This window comes from Aliagarivorans marinus DSM 23064 (assembly GCF_000429485.1).
Lineage (GTDB): Bacteria > Pseudomonadota > Gammaproteobacteria > Enterobacterales > Celerinatantimonadaceae > Aliagarivorans > Aliagarivorans marinus.
The window spans coordinates 228693-244932 of sequence record NZ_AUBY01000009.1 but is presented as its reverse complement, the minus strand read 5'-3'; the positions used below and the strand labels follow the sequence as shown (position 1 = coordinate 244932).

The window sequence follows — 16240 nt, the reverse complement described above, 5'->3', positions numbered from 1 at the left end:
CCTACTTAAACCGCGACAACTTGACCAGCTTTTTCATATCAGCAACCAAGCCTTTCAGATGCTCATGTCCACGCTCGGGCTGGTAGCTGAGGATTACCCAACCCTTAGGGTCGATGACCAACCAGCTGGGCTCAGAGCCTGCGAACTCAGTAAGCACTGGCGATGATGCTAGCCACTGAGCATCCTCGGGCAGGTTGGCAGGCTCGCTGTCAGCGATAACCCATAGGCCGGTTTCTTGCCGCGCGGCCCCAAGCGATATCCATACTTGTTGCAACAGCTCTCGCTGCTCAAGGCAGCCTTCGCTGCACAGGGCAGGCTCTATTTTTGCCAGCCCCCATTTACCGGATGGGTAACCGTCCAGTTGCACTGGCGGCTCGACCCACTCACCGTGGCTCATCACCCCGGTCTCAAACCATTGAAATTTCAACACCAACCACGCGAGCAGTATCGGCAGCACAAACACCGCCGCCACCAGCAGCAGTTGCCGCCGCCCCTTTGCGCGCTGTTCGGCGCTAATCACAGAACCAGAGTCCGCCACTTCATTCATCACTTCATCCCTCGTAGAAATCGTGAACGACGTAAAAATACCGAGCTGAGTAACACTGCGGTTAGTGCCATCAATGCCCACTGAACTGCATAGCCCTTATGTTTAGCGGGCGATATAGAGACCAGCTGTTCAGGATCAAAATCGAGTTGGGTATCGAGAAAATACCCGGGTAAGTCCATATCTAATTGCTCAGCAATACGTGGAATATTAAGCGACTGCACGCGTAGGCCTTGATCGAAGCGCTCCAGCCAGTGCTGCTGATCTAGCATCAGTGCCTGTGAGCGTTCGCGCAGCCGCAAGGTAGCAGGAAAGCCGAGCATGCTTGGCGGCATCGGCAACTGCGCCCTATTATTGCCCGCGGCTACCCAGCCCAAGCGCACCAACACCGGTGAATAATTAGTGGCGAACACTTGGTACACGTCGTAGCCCACTTGTCCGTGCTGGATCTGATTGTCCAGGTAGATAAAAGGCCCAACCGCTTGCGCTGCCCGTATATCCACCGATTGAAAACGTGTTGGACCGTGTCGCTGGACCTGCTCCCAAGAACTATTTTGCTTGCTGGCCAGTTGATACTCATCGAGCAGTCGCTGTTTATCCGCCGCACGCTGCCACTGCCAAACGCTGGCCTTGACCATTAGCGCAATCAACGCAAACATAAGTAAAAGGAACCACCAAATCCGTTTCAACCGCGTCCTCCCAAAAGGGTTTGCCATGCTACTCAAGCTAATCATTGTTGCACTGCTGGCTATCGTGATAGTCAATATGTTCTTGGCCTTACGCACCATGTTGAAAGGTGGCCAGCATCAGATGTCACGTCACCTGGGTTTTCGTTTACTGTTCTCAGTGTTGGTATTAACGCTTCTGTTAGCCGCAGTAGCGGTGGGTTGGATACAGCCCAACCCGCGCCCTTACTAGTTGCTCCGCGCACGCTTACAAGATGTAGACAAACACAAACAGCAGCAGCCACACCACATCGACAAAGTGCCAATACCAACTGGCCGCCATAAAGCCAAAATGCTGCTTACCGGTGAAGTGGCCTTTTAAGATCCGCAGAAACATCACCGTTAGGATGATTACCCCGAGGGTCACGTGCATCCCGTGAAACCCGGTGAGCAGGAAGAAGGTGTTGCCATAGATGCCGGAATCCAGCGTCAGCCCCATCTCTTGATAAGCATGGATATACTCTTCAACTTGCAACACCAAGAACGCAAAGCCGAGCACCAAGGTAATAAAGAGCCAAAGCTTGAGCGGTTTGCGTTGATCCTTCTCCATACCCACATGGGCAAAGTGCAGCGTTATCGAAGAGGTCACCAAGATAAGGGTGTTAATCAGCGGTAGGCCCATCCAGCCCATGGCTTGGGTGGTGGTGCCGTCCGGCGTTTTGATCAATGGCCAAATCGCTTCAAACTCGGGCCACAGCACCTCTGCAGTCATCGCATTGTTGCTGGCTCCGCCCAGCCAAGGCACTGCAATCATGCGCGCGTAGAACAGCGCGCCAAAAAAGGCGGCAAAGAACATCACTTCCGAGAAGATGAACCAGCTCATCCCCTGACGGAACGATCTGTCCATCTGCTCGCTGTAGAGGCCGCTCATACTCTCTTGTATCACATTGCCAAACCAGCCAAACAACATGGCAATGATCACCACCACGCCGAGGCTTAACACCCATACGCCCCAACCTTGTTCGCTATCTAGCTGCTGTACCGTGAAGCCGGCACCGCTGGCGATCAAGAACAACCCGACCGCACCAACAATGGGCCAGATGCTCTGGGCTGGTACGTAGTAATTGTCGTGCGCTTGGCTCATAACTTAGCTCCATCTTCAGTTGTATCCACAGACGCCTTGAGCGTGGTTTCGGGAGTCACATCAAAAAGGGTATAGGCCAGCGTCACCGTTGAGATGTGCGCAGGCAGATCCGGGTCGAGGTAGAACAGCAGCGGCATATCCTGATGCTCGCCAGGCGAGAGGGTTTGCTGCTCAAAACAGAAGCAGGAGACCTTCTTCAGATGTGTAGCAGCCGGTCCCGGGCTTACCGAGGGCACCGCCTGCACGGTACCCACTGCGCGGCTTTGATTAGCGGCGATGAACTCAATCTGCATCGACTCACCCGGATAGACCTCAACCCGCTTAACCTTTGGCTCAAACTGCCAAGCCAGCTGGTTGGGCACATAGCTGATAAACTCGACCGTCACCTTGCGACTCAAATCCTGCTCGGTGGCCGCTTGGCTGGCAACATTGTCGGTTTTGCCATTGATGCCGGTGATATCGCAGAACACCTCATACAGCGGCACCAAGGCAAAACCAAAGCCAAACATGGCGAACACCACCACTATCAGGCGTTTTACCAGTGGCGCATGGGCACTCATCTACTTCACCTCAGGTGGGGTAGAGAAGCTGTGATAAGGGGCCTTGGCAGGCAACAGATCCCACTCCAGTCCTTCGGCACCTTCCCACGGCTTCGCCGTGGCCGGCTCACCACTGCGGATGCACTTGATCACCACCGCTAGGAAAATAAGCTGCGACAGGCCAAAGGCAAAACCGCCGAGGCTGACAATGGCATTCACGTCGGCAAACTGCAGCGCGTAGTCAGGGATCCGCCGTGGCATCCCGCCCAAACCGAGGAAGTGCATCGGGAAGAACAACACATTGACCGAGATCAGCGAGCACCAGAAGTGCAGCTTGGCCAGCCCTTCGTCGTACATCTTGCCGGTCCACTTGGGCAACCAGAAGTAACAGGCCGCCATAATCGAGAAGATGGCACCGCTCACCAGCACATAGTGGAAGTGCGCCACCACGAAGTAGGTATCGTGGTATTGGAAGTCCACTGGGGTAATTGCCAGCATCAATCCGGAGAAGCCGCCAATGGTAAACAGCACAATAAAGGCCAGCGCGAACAGCATAGGTGTCTCAAAGCTGATGGCACCACGCCACATCGTCGCCACCCAGTTAAACACCTTCACCCCGGTGGGCACCGAGATCAGCATGGTGCAGTACATAAAGAACAGCTCTGCCTGCACCGGCATACCAGTGGTAAACATATGGTGGGCCCACACGATAAAGCTAAGTCCAGCGATAGACGCGGTGGCGTACACCATAGAGGCATAGCCAAACAGCTTCTTACGTGAGAAGGCCGGCACAATTGCCGAGATGATCCCAAACGAAGGCAGGATCATGATGTACACCTCGGGGTGACCGAAGAACCAGAAGATATGTTGGAACAAGACCGGATCACCGCCGCCAGCGGCGTCGAAGAAGGAGGTGCCAAAGAACTTATCGGTGAGCACCATAGTCACCACCCCGGCCAGCACCGGCATCACCGCAATCAACAGGAAGGCGGTGATCAACCAAGTCCACACAAACAGCGGCAGCTTCATGTAGGTCATACCCGGAGCGCGCATGTTCATGATGGTCACAATCACATTGATTGCTCCCATAATCGAACTGATCCCCATGATATGCACCGAGAACACAAATAGCGCCACGCTATCTGGCGCGTAGGTTGTCGACAGTGGCGCATAGAAGGTCCAGCCAAAGTTAGGACCGCCACCCTCCATAAAGAGCGAAGCCAGCAAGATGGCGAAGGCAAACGGTAGAATCCAAAACGACCAGTTGTTCATCCGCGGCAAAGCCATGTCCGGCGCGCCAATCATCATAGGGATCAGCCAGTTAGCCAAACCGGTAAAGGCCGGCATCACCGCACCAAACACCATGATCAGGCCATGTACCGTGGTCATTTGGTTAAAGAAGTTAGGCTCAACAAACTGCAGCCCGGGCTGGAACAACTCGGCGCGAATGACCATGGCCATGGCGCCGCCAGTTAAAAACATCGCAAAACTAAACCACAGGTACATCGAACCAATGTCTTTGTGGTTGGTGGTTAATACCCAGCGCATCAGCCCCTTGGGTGGAGCATGGTGATGATCATCGTGGTCGATTTGCACGTCGCTAATGCTACTCATGGTGATCTCCTTACTCCTGTCCCTTTAACGCAGCCACATCCTTGGCCTGCACCAAGTCGCCAGTATCATTGCCCCAAGCATTGCGCTCGTAGGTGGTTACCGCAGCAATCTCTTTCAATGTCAGTTGCTTACCAAAGGCTTGCATCGCGGTTCCCGCCTTGCCGTTAACGATGATGTCGATATGCGCATCCACATCACCCAGGGCAATCGGGCTGTCTTTCAACGCCGGGAAGACCCCGGGAAGCCCTTCGCCGTTGGCTTGGTGACAGGCGGCGCAGTGTTTGTCGTATACTTGCTCGCCCACCGACATCAACTCAGCCTCATCCATCGTCATGGCCAGCAGCGCCTGCTCTTCTTGTTTGGCTTGCTGATAGGCTTGTTGCTGCTCAGCTATCCATTGGTCAAACTCATCTTGCTCTTTGGCAATCACCACCACCGGCATAAAGCCGTGGTCTTTGCCGCAAAGCTCGGCACATTGACCGCGGTAGATCCCCGGCTCATCGATAATCGTCCATGCTTCGTTGATAAAGCCTGGGTTAGCATCTTTCTTCACTGCAAAATCAGGCACCCACCAAGAGTGGATAACATCCTCAGAGGTCATCAGGAAGCGTACTTTTTTGCCAACCGGAAGCACTAAGGGGCGGTCCACCTCGAGCAGGTAGTTTTCGCGCTTCGCCCGCTTGCCGGTGATCTCATCTTGATCGGATGCCAATAGGCTGTAGTACTCCAACTCGTAGTCAAAATACTTGTAGTGCCACTTCCATTGGGAGCCGGTGACCTGCACGGTGAGGTCGGCATTGGATGGGTCTTCCATCGCTAATAAGGTTTTGGTTGCAGGAATCGCCATTCCGATGAGGATCAGAAAGGGAATAACTGTCCAGACAATCTCTACCTTGGTGCTCTCGTGAAAGCTGGCTGGCTTAGCGCCCTTAGACTTGCGATGGTGAATAATCGCCCAGAACATGGCGCCAAATACCACCACGCCGATGGCGCAGCAGATATAGAAGATGGTCATGTGCAGGCCATACACCTGCTGACTGATAGCGGTCACGCCCGGCCGAAGGTTGTAGGACATCCCCCCTTCCGCGAAGGCCGCCGGCGAGCTAGCCAATAAAAGCAATAACTGAATACATCGGGTCACGTTGCGCTCCTGTGCAATGCTACGACTTCCTTTAAATGAGCCAAACCTGCTTAAAACGCCCTTCCACCTTGGGTTCTGGTGTAACGTGCTGCATTGAAGGGAGAGTGTTGCTATTTAGGTGCTCAGAATGCTGCCTTTTCTTCTCATTGAACAAAAAGCAAACACTTTACTTTATTAAAGTAGCCACAAGGCTAAGCAATTGTAAATCTATTGTTAATTATTTTTGATCTGGTCGGAGTAAAGGTGAAGTGACCAGCAAAACGCGTATATCAGAGAAAAAAGCGGGATTAGAGAGAAAAGGCGTATTTTGACAAACAAAAAGGGCCGCTGCGGGCCCTTTTGTAGAAGAAGAGTCTTAACTAGACCCAGCGATGATAGACCTTACATCCAGTCGCTGTTACGAATCACACCAACAGCCAAGCCTTCGATCTCCAGCGCTTGGTATTCCAAATCGACGTGGATGGTTGAAAGGTCTTCATTCTCAGGATGCAGCATCACCTTGTTGCCTTTGCGCTCAAAGCGCTTCACCGTCACATCGTCATCCAGTCGCGCAACCACCACCTGACCGTTCAGTGCGGTCTGGGTTTTGTGCACTGCCAGCAGGTCGCCATCCATGATGCCGATGTTCTTCATGCTCATACCTTGCACCCGCAGCAAAAAATCGGCCGAGGGGTGGAACAGGCTAGGATCGACTTGGTAGTGAGACTCCACGTGCTGCTGGGCCAAGATCGGTTCACCGGCTGCGACTTGTCCGACTAAGGGCAGCCCTAACTGCTCAGAGATAGCCGCTTCAGGCTCGTCGTCCACCAGGCGCAGCCCACGGGATGCACCGGGAATCATCTCGATCACCCCTTTCTTGGCCAAGGCGCGTAGATGTTCTTCGGCTGAGTTGGCGGAACGAAAGCCCAACTCTCTGGCGATCTCGGCGCGGGTCGGCGGCATGCCAGTATCGTTAAGATGGCGTTTGATCAGTTCGTAGACTTCGGTTTGTCGGGGGGTTAAGGGCTTCATTGCTCACCTGTAAGTTTATACAGCACACTGTTAGTATATCCAGTATTTCCAGCGAGGCAAGCTTAGTTTTTGTGCAACTTAATCAACACCTTTTGGGATCTTTGCGAATCGTCCAATTCCGGTGACGATTCATACAGCATTCATGATCCAGGCAAAGAAGCACTGGCAGATTTCTGCTAACATTGCGGCAACTGAATACACCATTGAAGATCCTCATGTCACGACTGCCCGCTGCTGTTCTGTTTATCCTCAGAACAATGATTCGCTGGTTGACCCGCGGTAAAGTAGTTCCGCAAAACCCGATTGAAGAATTCCAGCTCGACTTAGAGCAGCCGATTATCTACGTGATCCCACACGCATCGGTTTCCGACTTACTGACTCTGCAGATTGCCTGTAAGAGCTTAGGCATGCCCGACCCGCTCGAGCCACAGATCTTCGCCGGTAAGTCCTACAAACGGGTTCACTACCTGATGGACAACCTTGGCGAGACCCTGCCGGAGACCGTGCGCGATTTCACCAGCGCGCTGGAGGTCCACCAGCAAGACGATAGCCACGACGCCCAATTGCTGCCGGTAAAACTGTTCTGGGATCGCTACCCGGGTCGTGAAAAGCTCGACGATATCGTGACCGGTAAGTATCCCAAGCCGCCGGGCAAGTTGCGCAAGATTCTGCAGATCCTGTTTAAAGGGCGCGAGAACTTAGTGCGTTTCAGCCAGCCAGTTTCGATGCGAGAAATGGCCCAGCGCCAAGGCGCCGACCAGCGCGCCGGGCACAAGCTCGCCCGGGTCGCGCGCATTCACTTCTCGCGTATGCAGCACATCGCCACCGGCCCGAAACTGCCTAACCGTCGTCACCTGTTCGAGCAGCTGTTAGCCTCGCCAGTGATTCGCCAAGCAATCCGCGACGAAGCCGCCGCTAGCAACATTGAGCTCAATCTGGCCCAGCAAAAGGCCCAGCGCTACCTCGACGAGATTGCCACCGACTTCTCCTACCAGATGCTACGTGCCGGCGATGGTGTGCTGAGCTTTGTGTGGAATAAGATCTACTCGGGCATCTCGGTAAACAATGCCGAAGCGGTGCGCAAGCTGGCCCAAGAGGGCCATGAGATCGTGTTTGCCCCCTGTCATCGCAGCCACATGGACTACCTGTTGCTGTCTTATGTGCTGTATCACCAAGGGATGATGCCGCCGCATATTGCAGCAGGGATTAACCTGAACTTCTGGCCTGCCGGCCCGATCTTCCGCCGTGGTGGGGCGTTCTTTATCCGCCGTAGCTTCAAAGGCAACAAGCTCTATTCGATCGTGTTCCGCGAATACCTCAACCACCTGTTTGCCCGTGGCTACTCGGTGGAGTACTTCACCGAGGGTGGCCGCTCACGCACTGGCCGCTTGCTGCCACCAAAAACCGGCATGCTGGCAATGACAGTGCAAGCCATGCTGCGCGGTCTGGACCGCCCGGTGACCATCGTACCGATCTACTTTGGTTATGAGCACGTGATGGAAGTGAGCACCTATTACAAAGAGCTCAAAGGCAAGAAGAAGGAGAAAGAGTCGATCTTCTCCTTGTTCACCATTTTGCGTAAATTGCGCAACTTCGGTAATGGCTACGTCAACTTCGGTGAGCCGATTAACGTCAACCAGATGCTCAACCAACTGGCCCCTGAGTGGCGTGACAGCATCAATAGTGGTGAGGAACGCCCTGCCTGGCTGGTGCCTTCGGTCAATCAGATTGCCGACCAGCTGATGGTCAACATCAACAGCGCTGCAGCCGTGAATGGCCTGTGTTTGGCCGCATCGGTGCTGACTGTGTCCGAGAACTACAACCTGCCACGCCAACAGCTCACCAAGCAGATGCAGCTCTATCTCGACCTGCTACGTGCAATGCCTTACAGCGAACACAGTTCGCTGCCTGAAGAAGAAGCGGGAGAACTGCTCGAACATGCGCTATCGCTAGGTAAGTTTGAGGTTGAAGAAGCATCCCTTGGCAGCATCATCTCACTCAATGAGAAAGAGCAGGTACTGCAGAGCTTCTATCGCAACAACGTAATCCACTTGCTGATTATCCCTGCCCTAATCGCCACTGCGATGCTGCGCCAGCGCAGCTTGAGCAAGCAGGCGGTGGTAGAGTTGGTCGCCCAGCTCTATCCGCTACTGCAAGGTGAACTGTATATGCACTACCAAGCCGAAGACATACCGGATTTGGTGGAGCGTTATCTGGAACAGTTCACCAAGATGAAGCTGCTGGAAGCGACTGAGCAAGGCTATCAGCTAGCGCAACACCGCCGTGGCCGCGTTGCGCTGCTGGCCTCGCTGGCACAAGAAAGCCTGCACCGTTACGCCGTCGTGGCAGCCTTAGCGGTCCACCAGCCAGAGCTGGAACGCAGCGAGCTGGAGAAGCAGACCGCGGCCTGCTGCCAGAGCCTGTCCCAGCTGCACAAGGTGAACGCACCGGAGTACTACGATAAGAAAGTATTCAGCAAGCTGATTAGCTTACTCAAAGAGCAGGGCTATCTGGATAACCGACCAGAGAGTGCGCAAGCCCTCTACGACCAGCTAGCGCCACTATTGGCAGCCGGGGTTTATGACTCGATCAACGAGTTGTTAAACCCCTAAGTAACTTAAGCGCTTATCGCCAGCCACAAATAGTGGCTGGCAACTCCAACAAAGATAGCCAGCCCCACATAGTTATTGTTCAAAAAAGCCTTAAAGCAGGCATCGCGTTCGCGAAAGCGGATCAGCGCCTGTTGGTAGACAAACAACACCGCCGCCGCCAACCAAGCAACATGAAAGGCCATCCCCAGCTCGCTTAGATGGGCAACGACAGCCAGACACACCAGGCTCATGGCCTGCAATACGCCCACCGCCAACTTATCGAAGCGACCAAACAGGATCGCCGTGGACTTCACGCCAATCTTCAGGTCGTCGTCGCGATCGACCATCGCATACATGGTGTCATAGGCCACCACCCAGCAGATATTCGCCAGCATCAACCACCAAGCGTAGGCCGGGATCTGCTCTTGAACCGCGGTGAAGGCCATTGGGATCCCCCAGCTAAAGGCCAGGCCCAAAAACAGCTGCGGCAGCTGAGTCACCCGCTTCATAAACGGATACAGCGCCGCCAGCACCAGCGCCATCACCGACAGTTGTATGGTTAACAGGTTAAGGTTTAACACCAATACAAAGGCGATCACCACCAGCACGGCGAACAGCGCTAACGCGCCCTTCTCACTCACCTGTCCCGAGGCCAGCGGCCGAGCCTTGGTGCGTTTTACCTTGCCGTCGATATTGCGGTCGGCGTAATCGTTAATCACACAACCGGCCGAGCGCATCACAAACACCCCCAGCGAGAAGATCACCAAGGCCTGCAGTGGAGGCTCACCGGCGGCTGCCAGCCATAGGGCCCATAAGGTCGGCCACAGCAACAACAAGGTGCCAATCGGTTTGTCGGCCCGCATTAGCTGCCAATAGGGTTGAATACGACCGCTAACACTCAGCATGCTGCGCCTCCGGAAACACTGGGCAATCGGGCAAAAACACTTCTGATACCAATAGCGGGCAACTGGCCAACAAGAAACGGGAACGGCGCGCCCATACCCGCTGCTGAACCTGCAGAGAATCGGGCAACGAGTGCGGCGGTAACAAGGCTAGCTCCAGCTCTTGGCGTTCACTATCTGGGTGGGAGAACAACAGCTCACCTAAGGGTTGCGAGTTGAGCTCGAGGATCTGGGCGGCCTCGCCATCCAGGCTAGTTTGGGGAACGATACTGCGCGCATACACCCAAGGCTGTTGATTGCCTTTGAGCAAGACCTCACGAACCCAGTACGGGCCATCCACACCTAGCGCTTGCTGTTCATCCGCGCTAATCTCGGCATAATCCTGATTGAGGATCTCGACCTGAAAATTATCACAGCATTGCTTAAGGCGAGCAGTCAGCGAGCCGATATCAAGTAGCCAGGGCTGAATTGTAGAAGGGAGCTCCAACGCCGATCCTGCTGCATACCAAAGTCCCTGTTGTGGAATAAAACGCCTTTTCACATATAACATCCGTGACTAATCCTTCAGGCATTATCTCGGATCTAAAACGCAGAAGTAAACCGGCAAGCAAACAAGATGCGAAACGCGTTACGCCGCGCCAAGCCTTGACCGGAATAAGTTTAACATCAACAATAGTTGCAAATTTCAAAGGGATCAGCGTGATGAAGTTACTTTCCAACCTTCTGGCCAGTCTGGCATTGCTTGTGGCGCTTGGCGCGCAGGCAGAACCCGCCGCTCCAGCCGGAGGTTACGCCTACTTTGCCTTCGAGCCAGACATTATCACCAACTACATCAATAAAGGACGCAAACTGGGCTATGTTCGAGTTACGGTGGAAGTGATGGTAGACAACGAGTCGAACCTGACCCATATCGAGCACCACTCCCCGCTGATCCGTGATGCCATTATCGAGATACTCGGCAAGCAAGACTACGACGACATTCGCTCACTGGATGGACGCGAAGAGATCCGCCGTCGCTGCCTGGAAGTAGTCAACGACCTGCTGGTTCAAGAGACAGGCCGTAAGATGGTCAATAACCTACTGTTTACGAAGTACCTTTATCAGTAGCCTTATCGATTAGTGCCTGCCCACAACCAACCAGCAAGCCAAACAGGTGAGCCAGGTTGGCCATCGGCGGGCCGATCACATTCATAAAGCCAAACACCAGCCACAGCAGCATAAAGCCGACAATCGACGGGCTCACCGACAAGCCCACACGTGGATTCAGCCACCCGGTAAACCAGATATATCCCAGCAGCGCATAAACCACCCCAGACAAACCACCGAACATAGGCCCAGCCGCAAGTAATTGCGCGACATTGGGGATCACCGCCGCCACCAAAGTAACTAGCAGCAGCTTCTGGCTGCCTAAGCGTTGCTCAATCTCGCCGCCCAGTTGCCACCACCACAAGCAGTTAAAGGCGATGTGGACTATCGAGAAGTGCAGCAAAATCGGGGTGATGGCGCGCCAAAACTCGAGCGACAATAGCTGCTCCAGTGTGTCGGTAATTCGCAGGTTGTTGAACAGCAGGTTTTGAAAGCCAATGTTCATCAACACGTAAATCGCCACAGCCGCCACCAGCACGCTCAGCGTGACCGGGCCGGCGTGGGCCACGATATTGCTGACAAAACTATTCTGACCACCGTAGCGGAAGCGGATCTTACTATGATCGCCAGTCTGCCAGGAGGCCGCGTGATAGCGTTGATCGTTGGGGTTTTGCATAAACTGCTGCAACTCAGCATCTGCCTGCTGGTATTGCTCGTCGTTGACCAGCCAGATGGCCACACCGTCACCGGCAGGCGCTAACTTACATTCGATATGGATGGTCGCCAGATAATCAATAAAGGCCTGGGCCATGCGGGCATTGCCCAGTACTACTAACTGCTTCACTCGCCCTGCTCCACCTCTGCCACTTTACGCCACTCCTCGAAGCCACCTTGCAGGTTATACACCTCTTCATAGCCCTGATGATGCAGGTATTGAGCGGCCCCAACACTGGATATGCCGTGATAGCACATCACGATCAGTGGCGTTTCGAACTCGGTTTGCTGCATTAGCGCGACCAAGCTGCCATCACTAAGGTGAAAGGCTCCCCGAGGGTGGGCTTGAGCAAAGGACTGCGGGTCGCGAATATCTACCAACCAAGCACCGCGTTCTTCCATCATTTTAAGCGCCTCAAGCGGCGCGATCTGAGCAATCTCTTGCATGTTAGCTCCAACAGGATTTTCGCCCAATGTAACGGTAGGGCTAAACAAAAAGCAAGCCGAAGCTTGCTTTGTCAGGGTGAGAATCCGGGGACGGATTACGCGCCGAGGTAGGCCTTACGCACCTCTTCGTTGACCAGCAGATTGTCGCCGCTGTCTTCCAGCACAATCCGGCCATTCTCCAACACATAGCCACGGTCGGCCAGGCGTAGTGCCTGGTTAGCGTTCTGCTCCACCAAGAAGATGGTCATGCCACGCTCGCGCAGGCTCTCGATAATATCGAAGATCTGCTGAATAATGATTGGCGCTAGCCCTAGCGATGGCTCATCCAACAGCAGCAAGCGTGGGTTGCTCATCAGTGCGCGGCCAATCGCCAACATCTGCTGCTCACCACCAGACATGGTGCCGGCGCGCTGGCTGATTCGCTCTTTGAGGCGAGGGAACAGCTGATACACCTCTTCGATGCGCTCCTCCACCTGCTTTTTGGTGGCAAAAAAGCCGCCCATATGCAGGTTCTCCTCCACGGTTAAGCGCGAAAAGATGCGACGGCCTTCCGGCACGATAGCAATATCGCCACGCATGATCTGGTGGGTGCTTTCGCGGGTAATGTTCTTACCTTCAAACAACACCTCACCACTGGAGGCTTTCGGGTCGCCACACAGGGTCATCAGCAAGGTGGTTTTGCCAGCGCCGTTGGCACCGATAAGGCTCACAATCTCACCCTTTGATACCGACATATTCACATCGTGCAGGGCTTGGATCTGTCCATAGTGAGTGGACACATTCTTAAACTCTAACATCGTCCTCTCCTAGAACTCGCCCAGATAGGCTTTGATCACCTCAGGGTTGTTGCGCACCTGCTCCGGCGTACCGTCGGCCAGCGGGCAACCTTGGTTGACCACATAGATGCGATCGGAGATGCCCATTACCAGCTTCATATCATGCTCAATCAACAGGATGGAGACATCTTCTTGATCGCGCAGCTCGAGGATCAGCCGATCCAGGTCTTCGGTTTCCCGCGGGTTTAGTCCGGCAGCCGGCTCGTCCAACATCAAGATTTCTGGGCGGGTCACCATACAGCGAGCAATCTCCAAGCGGCGCTGCTGGCCGTAAGCCAGATTGCCGGCCTTGCGATTGGCAAACTCGGTCAGCCCTACCTTATCGAGCCAGTACTTGGCGAACTCCAGTGCGCTGCGCTCGCTCTTGCGAAAACGCTTGGTGTTAAGCAGGCCGGAGAAGAAGTTGGTGTCCAGATGGCGATGCTGCGCCACCAGCAGGTTCTCAACCACCGTCATGTCCTTGAACAGACGAACATGCTGGAAGGTGCGCACAATGCCTTTACGGGCAATCAAATGGCCCTTCATGCCCTCTAAATGCTCACCGCGATAGACGATCTGCCCAGAGGTCGGTTGGTAGAAGCCAGTCAGGCAGTTAAACACCGTGGTTTTACCGGCACCATTGGGGCCAATCACCGATACCACTTCTTTCTCGTGCAGGCGCAAGGCCACTTTGTCCACTGCCAACAGGCCACCAAAGCGCATGGTTAGGCCGGTTACATCGAGTAATAGACTCATCTTAGGCCTCCTGCTTTAGCTGCATGTGGGGACGGCTCATTGGCAACAAGCCCTGTGGGCGCCAAATCATCATAAACACCATCATCAAACCGAACATCAGCATCCGGTACTCGTTAAACTCTCGCGCCAGCTCCGGCAGTACCGTCATCATAATCGCGGCGAGAATCACCCCGATCTGCGAGCCCATACCGCCAAGCACCACGATTGCCAGAATGATCGCCGACTCGATAAAGGTGAACGACTCTGGGCTAATAAAGCCCTGACGCGCCGCAAAGAAGCTACCGGCAAAACCAGCGAAGGCTGCGCCAATGGTAAAGGCACTCAGTTTCACCACGGTGGGGCTGAGGCCCAAGGAGCGACAGGCAATCTCATCTTCACGCAAGGCTTCCCAAGCGCGGCCAATCGGCATACGTAGCAGGCGGTTGATCACGATAATCGTCAGCACCACCAACAGCAGCGCCATCAAGTACAGGAAGATCACCTTGTACTGGGAGTTGTAGGAGATATCAAAGAAGTTATGGAAGGTATCGAATCCGCCATCTTTGAGCTTGCGGTTAAACTCCAGGCCAAACAGGGTGGGTTTAGCGATACCACTGATCCCGTTCGGACCACCGGTGAGCTCGGTAAGGTTGTTCAGCAATAGGCGAATAATCTCACCGAAGCCGAGGGTCACAATCGCCAGATAGTCGCCCCGCAGCCGCAATACCGGGAAGCCCAGCAGGAAGCCAAACAGCGCCGCCATCGCACCAGCGATAGGCAGACAGGTCCAAAAGCCCCACCCTTCAGCGGCCAGTAGCGCATAGCTATAGGCACCAACCGCGTAGAAGCCCACGTAGCCCAAATCCAGCAGACCGGCGAGGCCCACCACCACATTCAGGCCCAAGCCGAGCATCACGTAGATCAAGGTCAAGGTCGCCAAGTCCACCGAGCCACGGCTCACCATAAACGGCCAGATAATCGCACCAGCCAACACAAAGCAGGCGACTAGATTACTGCCTTTTCGATCCATAGCCGGCAGTTTGAAGCGTTGCTTCTTGGCCTGAGCAACATGCCTTAGCTTGTCTACCTGACTCGGAAAAAACAACTGCCCAAAGAATACTGCCGCCATACCGCCCCATAGCCAGTGCAGGTGCGATGGCTCGGCAAACACCAGCTGCACACCACCCGGTTCGGCCTGCATCGAGATGCCCAACAGCCAACCTGCCAGCACCAGGAAGGTAACGGCAGAAATCAGCGCATTAACAATTACTTGCTTACTCATACTTTTTCCACCTCAGGCTTACCGAGTATGCCAGTCGGCATAAACAACAAAACAAAACAGAGTAAGCCGAAGGAGACCACATCCTTATATTCGGTACTGAAATAACCCGCGGTAATCGCCTCGGTGATACCCAGCAGCAAGCCACCAAGCACGGCCCCGGGGATTGAGCCAATCCCGCCCAATACCGCTGCGGTAAAGGCCTTCAGGCCAGCCATAAAGCCGATGTAAGGATTAATCACGCCGTAGTACATGCCCAGTAGTACACCGGCCACTGCAGCCAGCGCGGCACCGATGATGAAGGTCAGTGAGATCACCCGGTTGGTGTCGATGCCCAGCAGGTTGGCCATCGAGATATCTTCGCTACAGGCGCGACAAGCGCGGCCCATCCGAGAGCGGGAGATAAACAGGGTCAGCGCGGTCATCGCCGCGAAGGTGACCACGAAGATCACCAGCTGCATATAGGAGATGCTCCACTGGAAACCGGCTTCCGAGCCGAAGGTCCAGCCACCTTTAATCATGCGCGGCATGGCAATATCACGACTGCCCTGTGCCAAGCGCACTAAATTCTGTAGAAAGATCGACATACCGATTGCCGAGATAAGGGCAATCAGACGGTTACCGCCACGCACCGGGCGGTAGGCGATCTTTTCGATGCTCCAGCCATACACGCTGGTGACAATCATACTAATAATAAAGGCGCCTGCGATTAGCACCGGTAAGGCGTCAATCCCCAGCATCGCCAGACCGGCCAATACGATAAACGAGACGTAGGAGCCAATCATGTAGACCTCGCCGTGGGCGAAGTTAATCATGCCGATAATCCCGTAGACCATGGTATAGCCAATCGCGATCAAGGCGTAGGTGCTACCAATGGTCAGGCCATTAGTTAGCTGCTGTAGAAAATAAAAAAGTTGCTCAGACATGGTTCATCCAAACTGCAAGGTAGCCGTACGGTAGCGGATACTGTTGCATATAGAACAGGACAGCGCCCGCGTTAAGCGGGCGCTGCT

General features: G+C 54.5%; 18 protein-coding genes. 3 read left to right on the top strand and 15 right to left on the bottom strand.

Annotation, left to right across the window (positions count from 1 at the left end; all coding sequences use genetic code 11):
- Position 1: 1 nt before the first annotated feature.
- A complete protein-coding gene (locus G461_RS0102995; RefSeq protein WP_026970723.1) occupies positions 2 to 547 on the bottom strand; it encodes a hypothetical protein in 546 nt (181 codons plus the stop codon).
- Positions 547 to 1203 carry an SURF1 family protein gene (locus G461_RS0102990; protein ID WP_026970722.1) on the bottom strand — a complete coding sequence of 219 codons (657 nt, stop codon included), beginning with the start codon at positions 1201 to 1203 and terminating at the stop codon, positions 547 to 549. Before G461_RS0102990 ends, G461_RS0102995 begins: the two co-directional genes overlap by 1 nt.
- Positions 1204 to 1258: 55 nt before the next feature.
- On the opposite strand from G461_RS0102990, the gene G461_RS0102985 reads away from it, so the two are divergent.
- Positions 1259 to 1462: a DUF2909 family protein gene (locus tag G461_RS0102985; protein ID WP_026970721.1), complete on the top strand. Its 204-nt coding sequence runs from the start codon at positions 1259 to 1261 to the stop codon at positions 1460 to 1462.
- A 15-nt stretch (positions 1463 to 1477) separates the two neighbouring features.
- On the opposite strand, the gene G461_RS0102980 is transcribed toward G461_RS0102985, so the two are convergent.
- The 5 genes from G461_RS0102980 to lexA all read right to left on the bottom strand — a co-directional run bounded on the left by G461_RS0102980 (position 1478) and on the right by lexA (position 6658).
- Positions 1478 to 2353 (bottom strand): cytochrome c oxidase subunit 3, encoded by an 876-nt coding sequence (locus tag G461_RS0102980; RefSeq protein WP_026957610.1) that lies wholly within the window; start codon positions 2351 to 2353, stop codon positions 1478 to 1480.
- On the bottom strand, positions 2350 to 2913 hold the full coding sequence (locus G461_RS0102975) for a cytochrome c oxidase assembly protein (protein WP_026957609.1): 564 nt from the start codon (positions 2911 to 2913) through the stop codon (positions 2350 to 2352). Before G461_RS0102975 ends, G461_RS0102980 begins: the two co-directional genes overlap by 4 nt.
- Entirely contained in the window at positions 2914 to 4506 is a 1593-nt protein-coding gene (gene ctaD / locus G461_RS0102970; RefSeq protein ID WP_026970720.1) for a cytochrome c oxidase subunit I, read from the bottom strand. It abuts the gene before it with no gap.
- Positions 4507 to 4516: 10 nt separating this feature from the next.
- The gene (gene coxB / locus G461_RS0102965) at positions 4517 to 5581 is read right to left on the bottom strand and encodes a cytochrome c oxidase subunit II (RefSeq protein ID WP_084428972.1); all 1065 of its coding nucleotides are present in this window, start codon (positions 5579 to 5581) and stop codon (positions 4517 to 4519) included.
- Positions 5582 to 6028: 447 nt separating this feature from the next.
- Positions 6029 to 6658, bottom strand: a complete 630-nt coding sequence (gene lexA / locus G461_RS0102960) for a transcriptional repressor LexA (RefSeq protein ID WP_026970718.1) — start codon at positions 6656 to 6658, stop codon at positions 6029 to 6031.
- Positions 6659 to 6873: 215 nt separating this feature from the next.
- Here lexA and plsB point away from each other — a divergent pair, with 215 nt between their 5' ends.
- Positions 6874 to 9270, top strand: a complete 2397-nt coding sequence (plsB, locus tag G461_RS0102955) for a glycerol-3-phosphate 1-O-acyltransferase PlsB (RefSeq protein WP_026970717.1) — start codon at positions 6874 to 6876, stop codon at positions 9268 to 9270.
- A 5-nt stretch (positions 9271 to 9275) separates the two neighbouring features.
- Here the strand turns inward: plsB and ubiA are convergent, their stop codons facing one another.
- Both ubiA and G461_RS25770 read right to left on the bottom strand, forming a co-directional pair.
- Positions 9276 to 10154 (bottom strand): 4-hydroxybenzoate octaprenyltransferase, encoded by an 879-nt coding sequence (gene ubiA, locus G461_RS0102950; RefSeq protein WP_035479060.1) that lies wholly within the window; start codon positions 10152 to 10154, stop codon positions 9276 to 9278.
- The gene (locus G461_RS25770) at positions 10141 to 10701 is read right to left on the bottom strand and encodes a chorismate--pyruvate lyase family protein (protein ID WP_084404903.1); all 561 of its coding nucleotides are present in this window, start codon (positions 10699 to 10701) and stop codon (positions 10141 to 10143) included. The genes ubiA and G461_RS25770 overlap by 14 nt, the downstream gene beginning before the upstream one ends.
- 152 nt (positions 10702 to 10853) lie before the next feature.
- Between G461_RS25770 and G461_RS0102940 the strand changes: the two genes are divergently transcribed.
- Positions 10854 to 11258 (top strand): flagellar basal body-associated protein FliL, encoded by a 405-nt coding sequence (locus G461_RS0102940; protein WP_211234178.1) that lies wholly within the window; start codon positions 10854 to 10856, stop codon positions 11256 to 11258.
- On the opposite strand, the gene glpG is transcribed toward G461_RS0102940, so the two are convergent.
- The 6 genes from glpG to livH form a co-directional block, all read right to left on the bottom strand.
- The gene (gene glpG / locus G461_RS0102935) at positions 11236 to 12081 is read right to left on the bottom strand and encodes a rhomboid family intramembrane serine protease GlpG (protein ID WP_026970715.1); all 846 of its coding nucleotides are present in this window, start codon (positions 12079 to 12081) and stop codon (positions 11236 to 11238) included. The genes G461_RS0102940 and glpG overlap by 23 nt on opposite strands.
- Positions 12078 to 12398: a thiosulfate sulfurtransferase GlpE gene (gene glpE / locus G461_RS0102930; RefSeq protein ID WP_026957601.1), complete on the bottom strand. Its 321-nt coding sequence runs from the start codon at positions 12396 to 12398 to the stop codon at positions 12078 to 12080. Before glpE ends, glpG begins: the two co-directional genes overlap by 4 nt.
- Positions 12399 to 12493: 95 nt before the next feature.
- The gene (locus tag G461_RS0102925; RefSeq protein WP_026970714.1) at positions 12494 to 13195 is read right to left on the bottom strand and encodes an ABC transporter ATP-binding protein; all 702 of its coding nucleotides are present in this window, start codon (positions 13193 to 13195) and stop codon (positions 12494 to 12496) included.
- Between the two features lie 9 nt (positions 13196 to 13204).
- Complete coding sequence (livG, locus tag G461_RS0102920) at positions 13205 to 13969, bottom strand: high-affinity branched-chain amino acid ABC transporter ATP-binding protein LivG (protein ID WP_026970713.1); 765 nt, start codon at positions 13967 to 13969, stop codon at positions 13205 to 13207.
- A 1-nt stretch (position 13970) separates the two neighbouring features.
- The gene (locus G461_RS0102915) at positions 13971 to 15230 is read right to left on the bottom strand and encodes a high-affinity branched-chain amino acid ABC transporter permease LivM (protein ID WP_026970712.1); all 1260 of its coding nucleotides are present in this window, start codon (positions 15228 to 15230) and stop codon (positions 13971 to 13973) included.
- Positions 15227 to 16153 (bottom strand): high-affinity branched-chain amino acid ABC transporter permease LivH, encoded by a 927-nt coding sequence (livH, locus tag G461_RS0102910; RefSeq protein ID WP_026970711.1) that lies wholly within the window; start codon positions 16151 to 16153, stop codon positions 15227 to 15229. Before livH ends, G461_RS0102915 begins: the two co-directional genes overlap by 4 nt.
- Between the last annotated feature and the right edge of the window lie 87 nt (positions 16154 to 16240).

Bases quoted from the DNA above. Each gene is read 5' to 3' on its own strand.
- G461_RS0102995 (WP_026970723.1), bottom strand. From the start codon at position 547: ATGAATGAAGTGGCGGACTCTGGTTCTGTGATTAGCGCCGAACAGCGC.
- G461_RS0102990 (WP_026970722.1), bottom strand. From the start codon at position 1,203: ATGTTTGCGTTGATTGCGCTAATGGTCAAGGCCAGCGTTTGGCAGTGG.
- G461_RS0102985 (WP_026970721.1), top strand. From the start codon at position 1,259: ATGCTACTCAAGCTAATCATTGTTGCACTGCTGGCTATCGTGATAGTC.
- G461_RS0102980 (WP_026957610.1), bottom strand. From the start codon at position 2,353: ATGAGCCAAGCGCACGACAATTACTACGTACCAGCCCAGAGCATCTGG.
- G461_RS0102975 (WP_026957609.1), bottom strand. From the start codon at position 2,913: ATGAGTGCCCATGCGCCACTGGTAAAACGCCTGATAGTGGTGGTGTTC.
- ctaD (WP_026970720.1), bottom strand. From the start codon at position 4,506: ATGAGTAGCATTAGCGACGTGCAAATCGACCACGATGATCATCACCAT.
- coxB (WP_084428972.1), bottom strand. From the start codon at position 5,581: ATGTCCTACAACCTTCGGCCGGGCGTGACCGCTATCAGTCAGCAGGTG.
- lexA (WP_026970718.1), bottom strand. From the start codon at position 6,658: ATGAAGCCCTTAACCCCCCGACAAACCGAAGTCTACGAACTGATCAAA.
- plsB (WP_026970717.1), top strand. From the start codon at position 6,874: ATGTCACGACTGCCCGCTGCTGTTCTGTTTATCCTCAGAACAATGATT.
- ubiA (WP_035479060.1), bottom strand. From the start codon at position 10,154: ATGCTGAGTGTTAGCGGTCGTATTCAACCCTATTGGCAGCTAATGCGG.
- G461_RS25770 (WP_084404903.1), bottom strand. From the start codon at position 10,701: ATGTTATATGTGAAAAGGCGTTTTATTCCACAACAGGGACTTTGGTAT.
- G461_RS0102940 (WP_211234178.1), top strand. From the start codon at position 10,854: ATGAAGTTACTTTCCAACCTTCTGGCCAGTCTGGCATTGCTTGTGGCG.
- glpE (WP_026957601.1), bottom strand. From the start codon at position 12,398: ATGCAAGAGATTGCTCAGATCGCGCCGCTTGAGGCGCTTAAAATGATG.
- G461_RS0102925 (WP_026970714.1), bottom strand. From the start codon at position 13,195: ATGTTAGAGTTTAAGAATGTGTCCACTCACTATGGACAGATCCAAGCC.
- livG (WP_026970713.1), bottom strand. From the start codon at position 13,969: ATGAGTCTATTACTCGATGTAACCGGCCTAACCATGCGCTTTGGTGGC.
- G461_RS0102915 (WP_026970712.1), bottom strand. From the start codon at position 15,230: ATGAGTAAGCAAGTAATTGTTAATGCGCTGATTTCTGCCGTTACCTTC.
- livH (WP_026970711.1), bottom strand. From the start codon at position 16,153: ATGTCTGAGCAACTTTTTTATTTTCTACAGCAGCTAACTAATGGCCTG.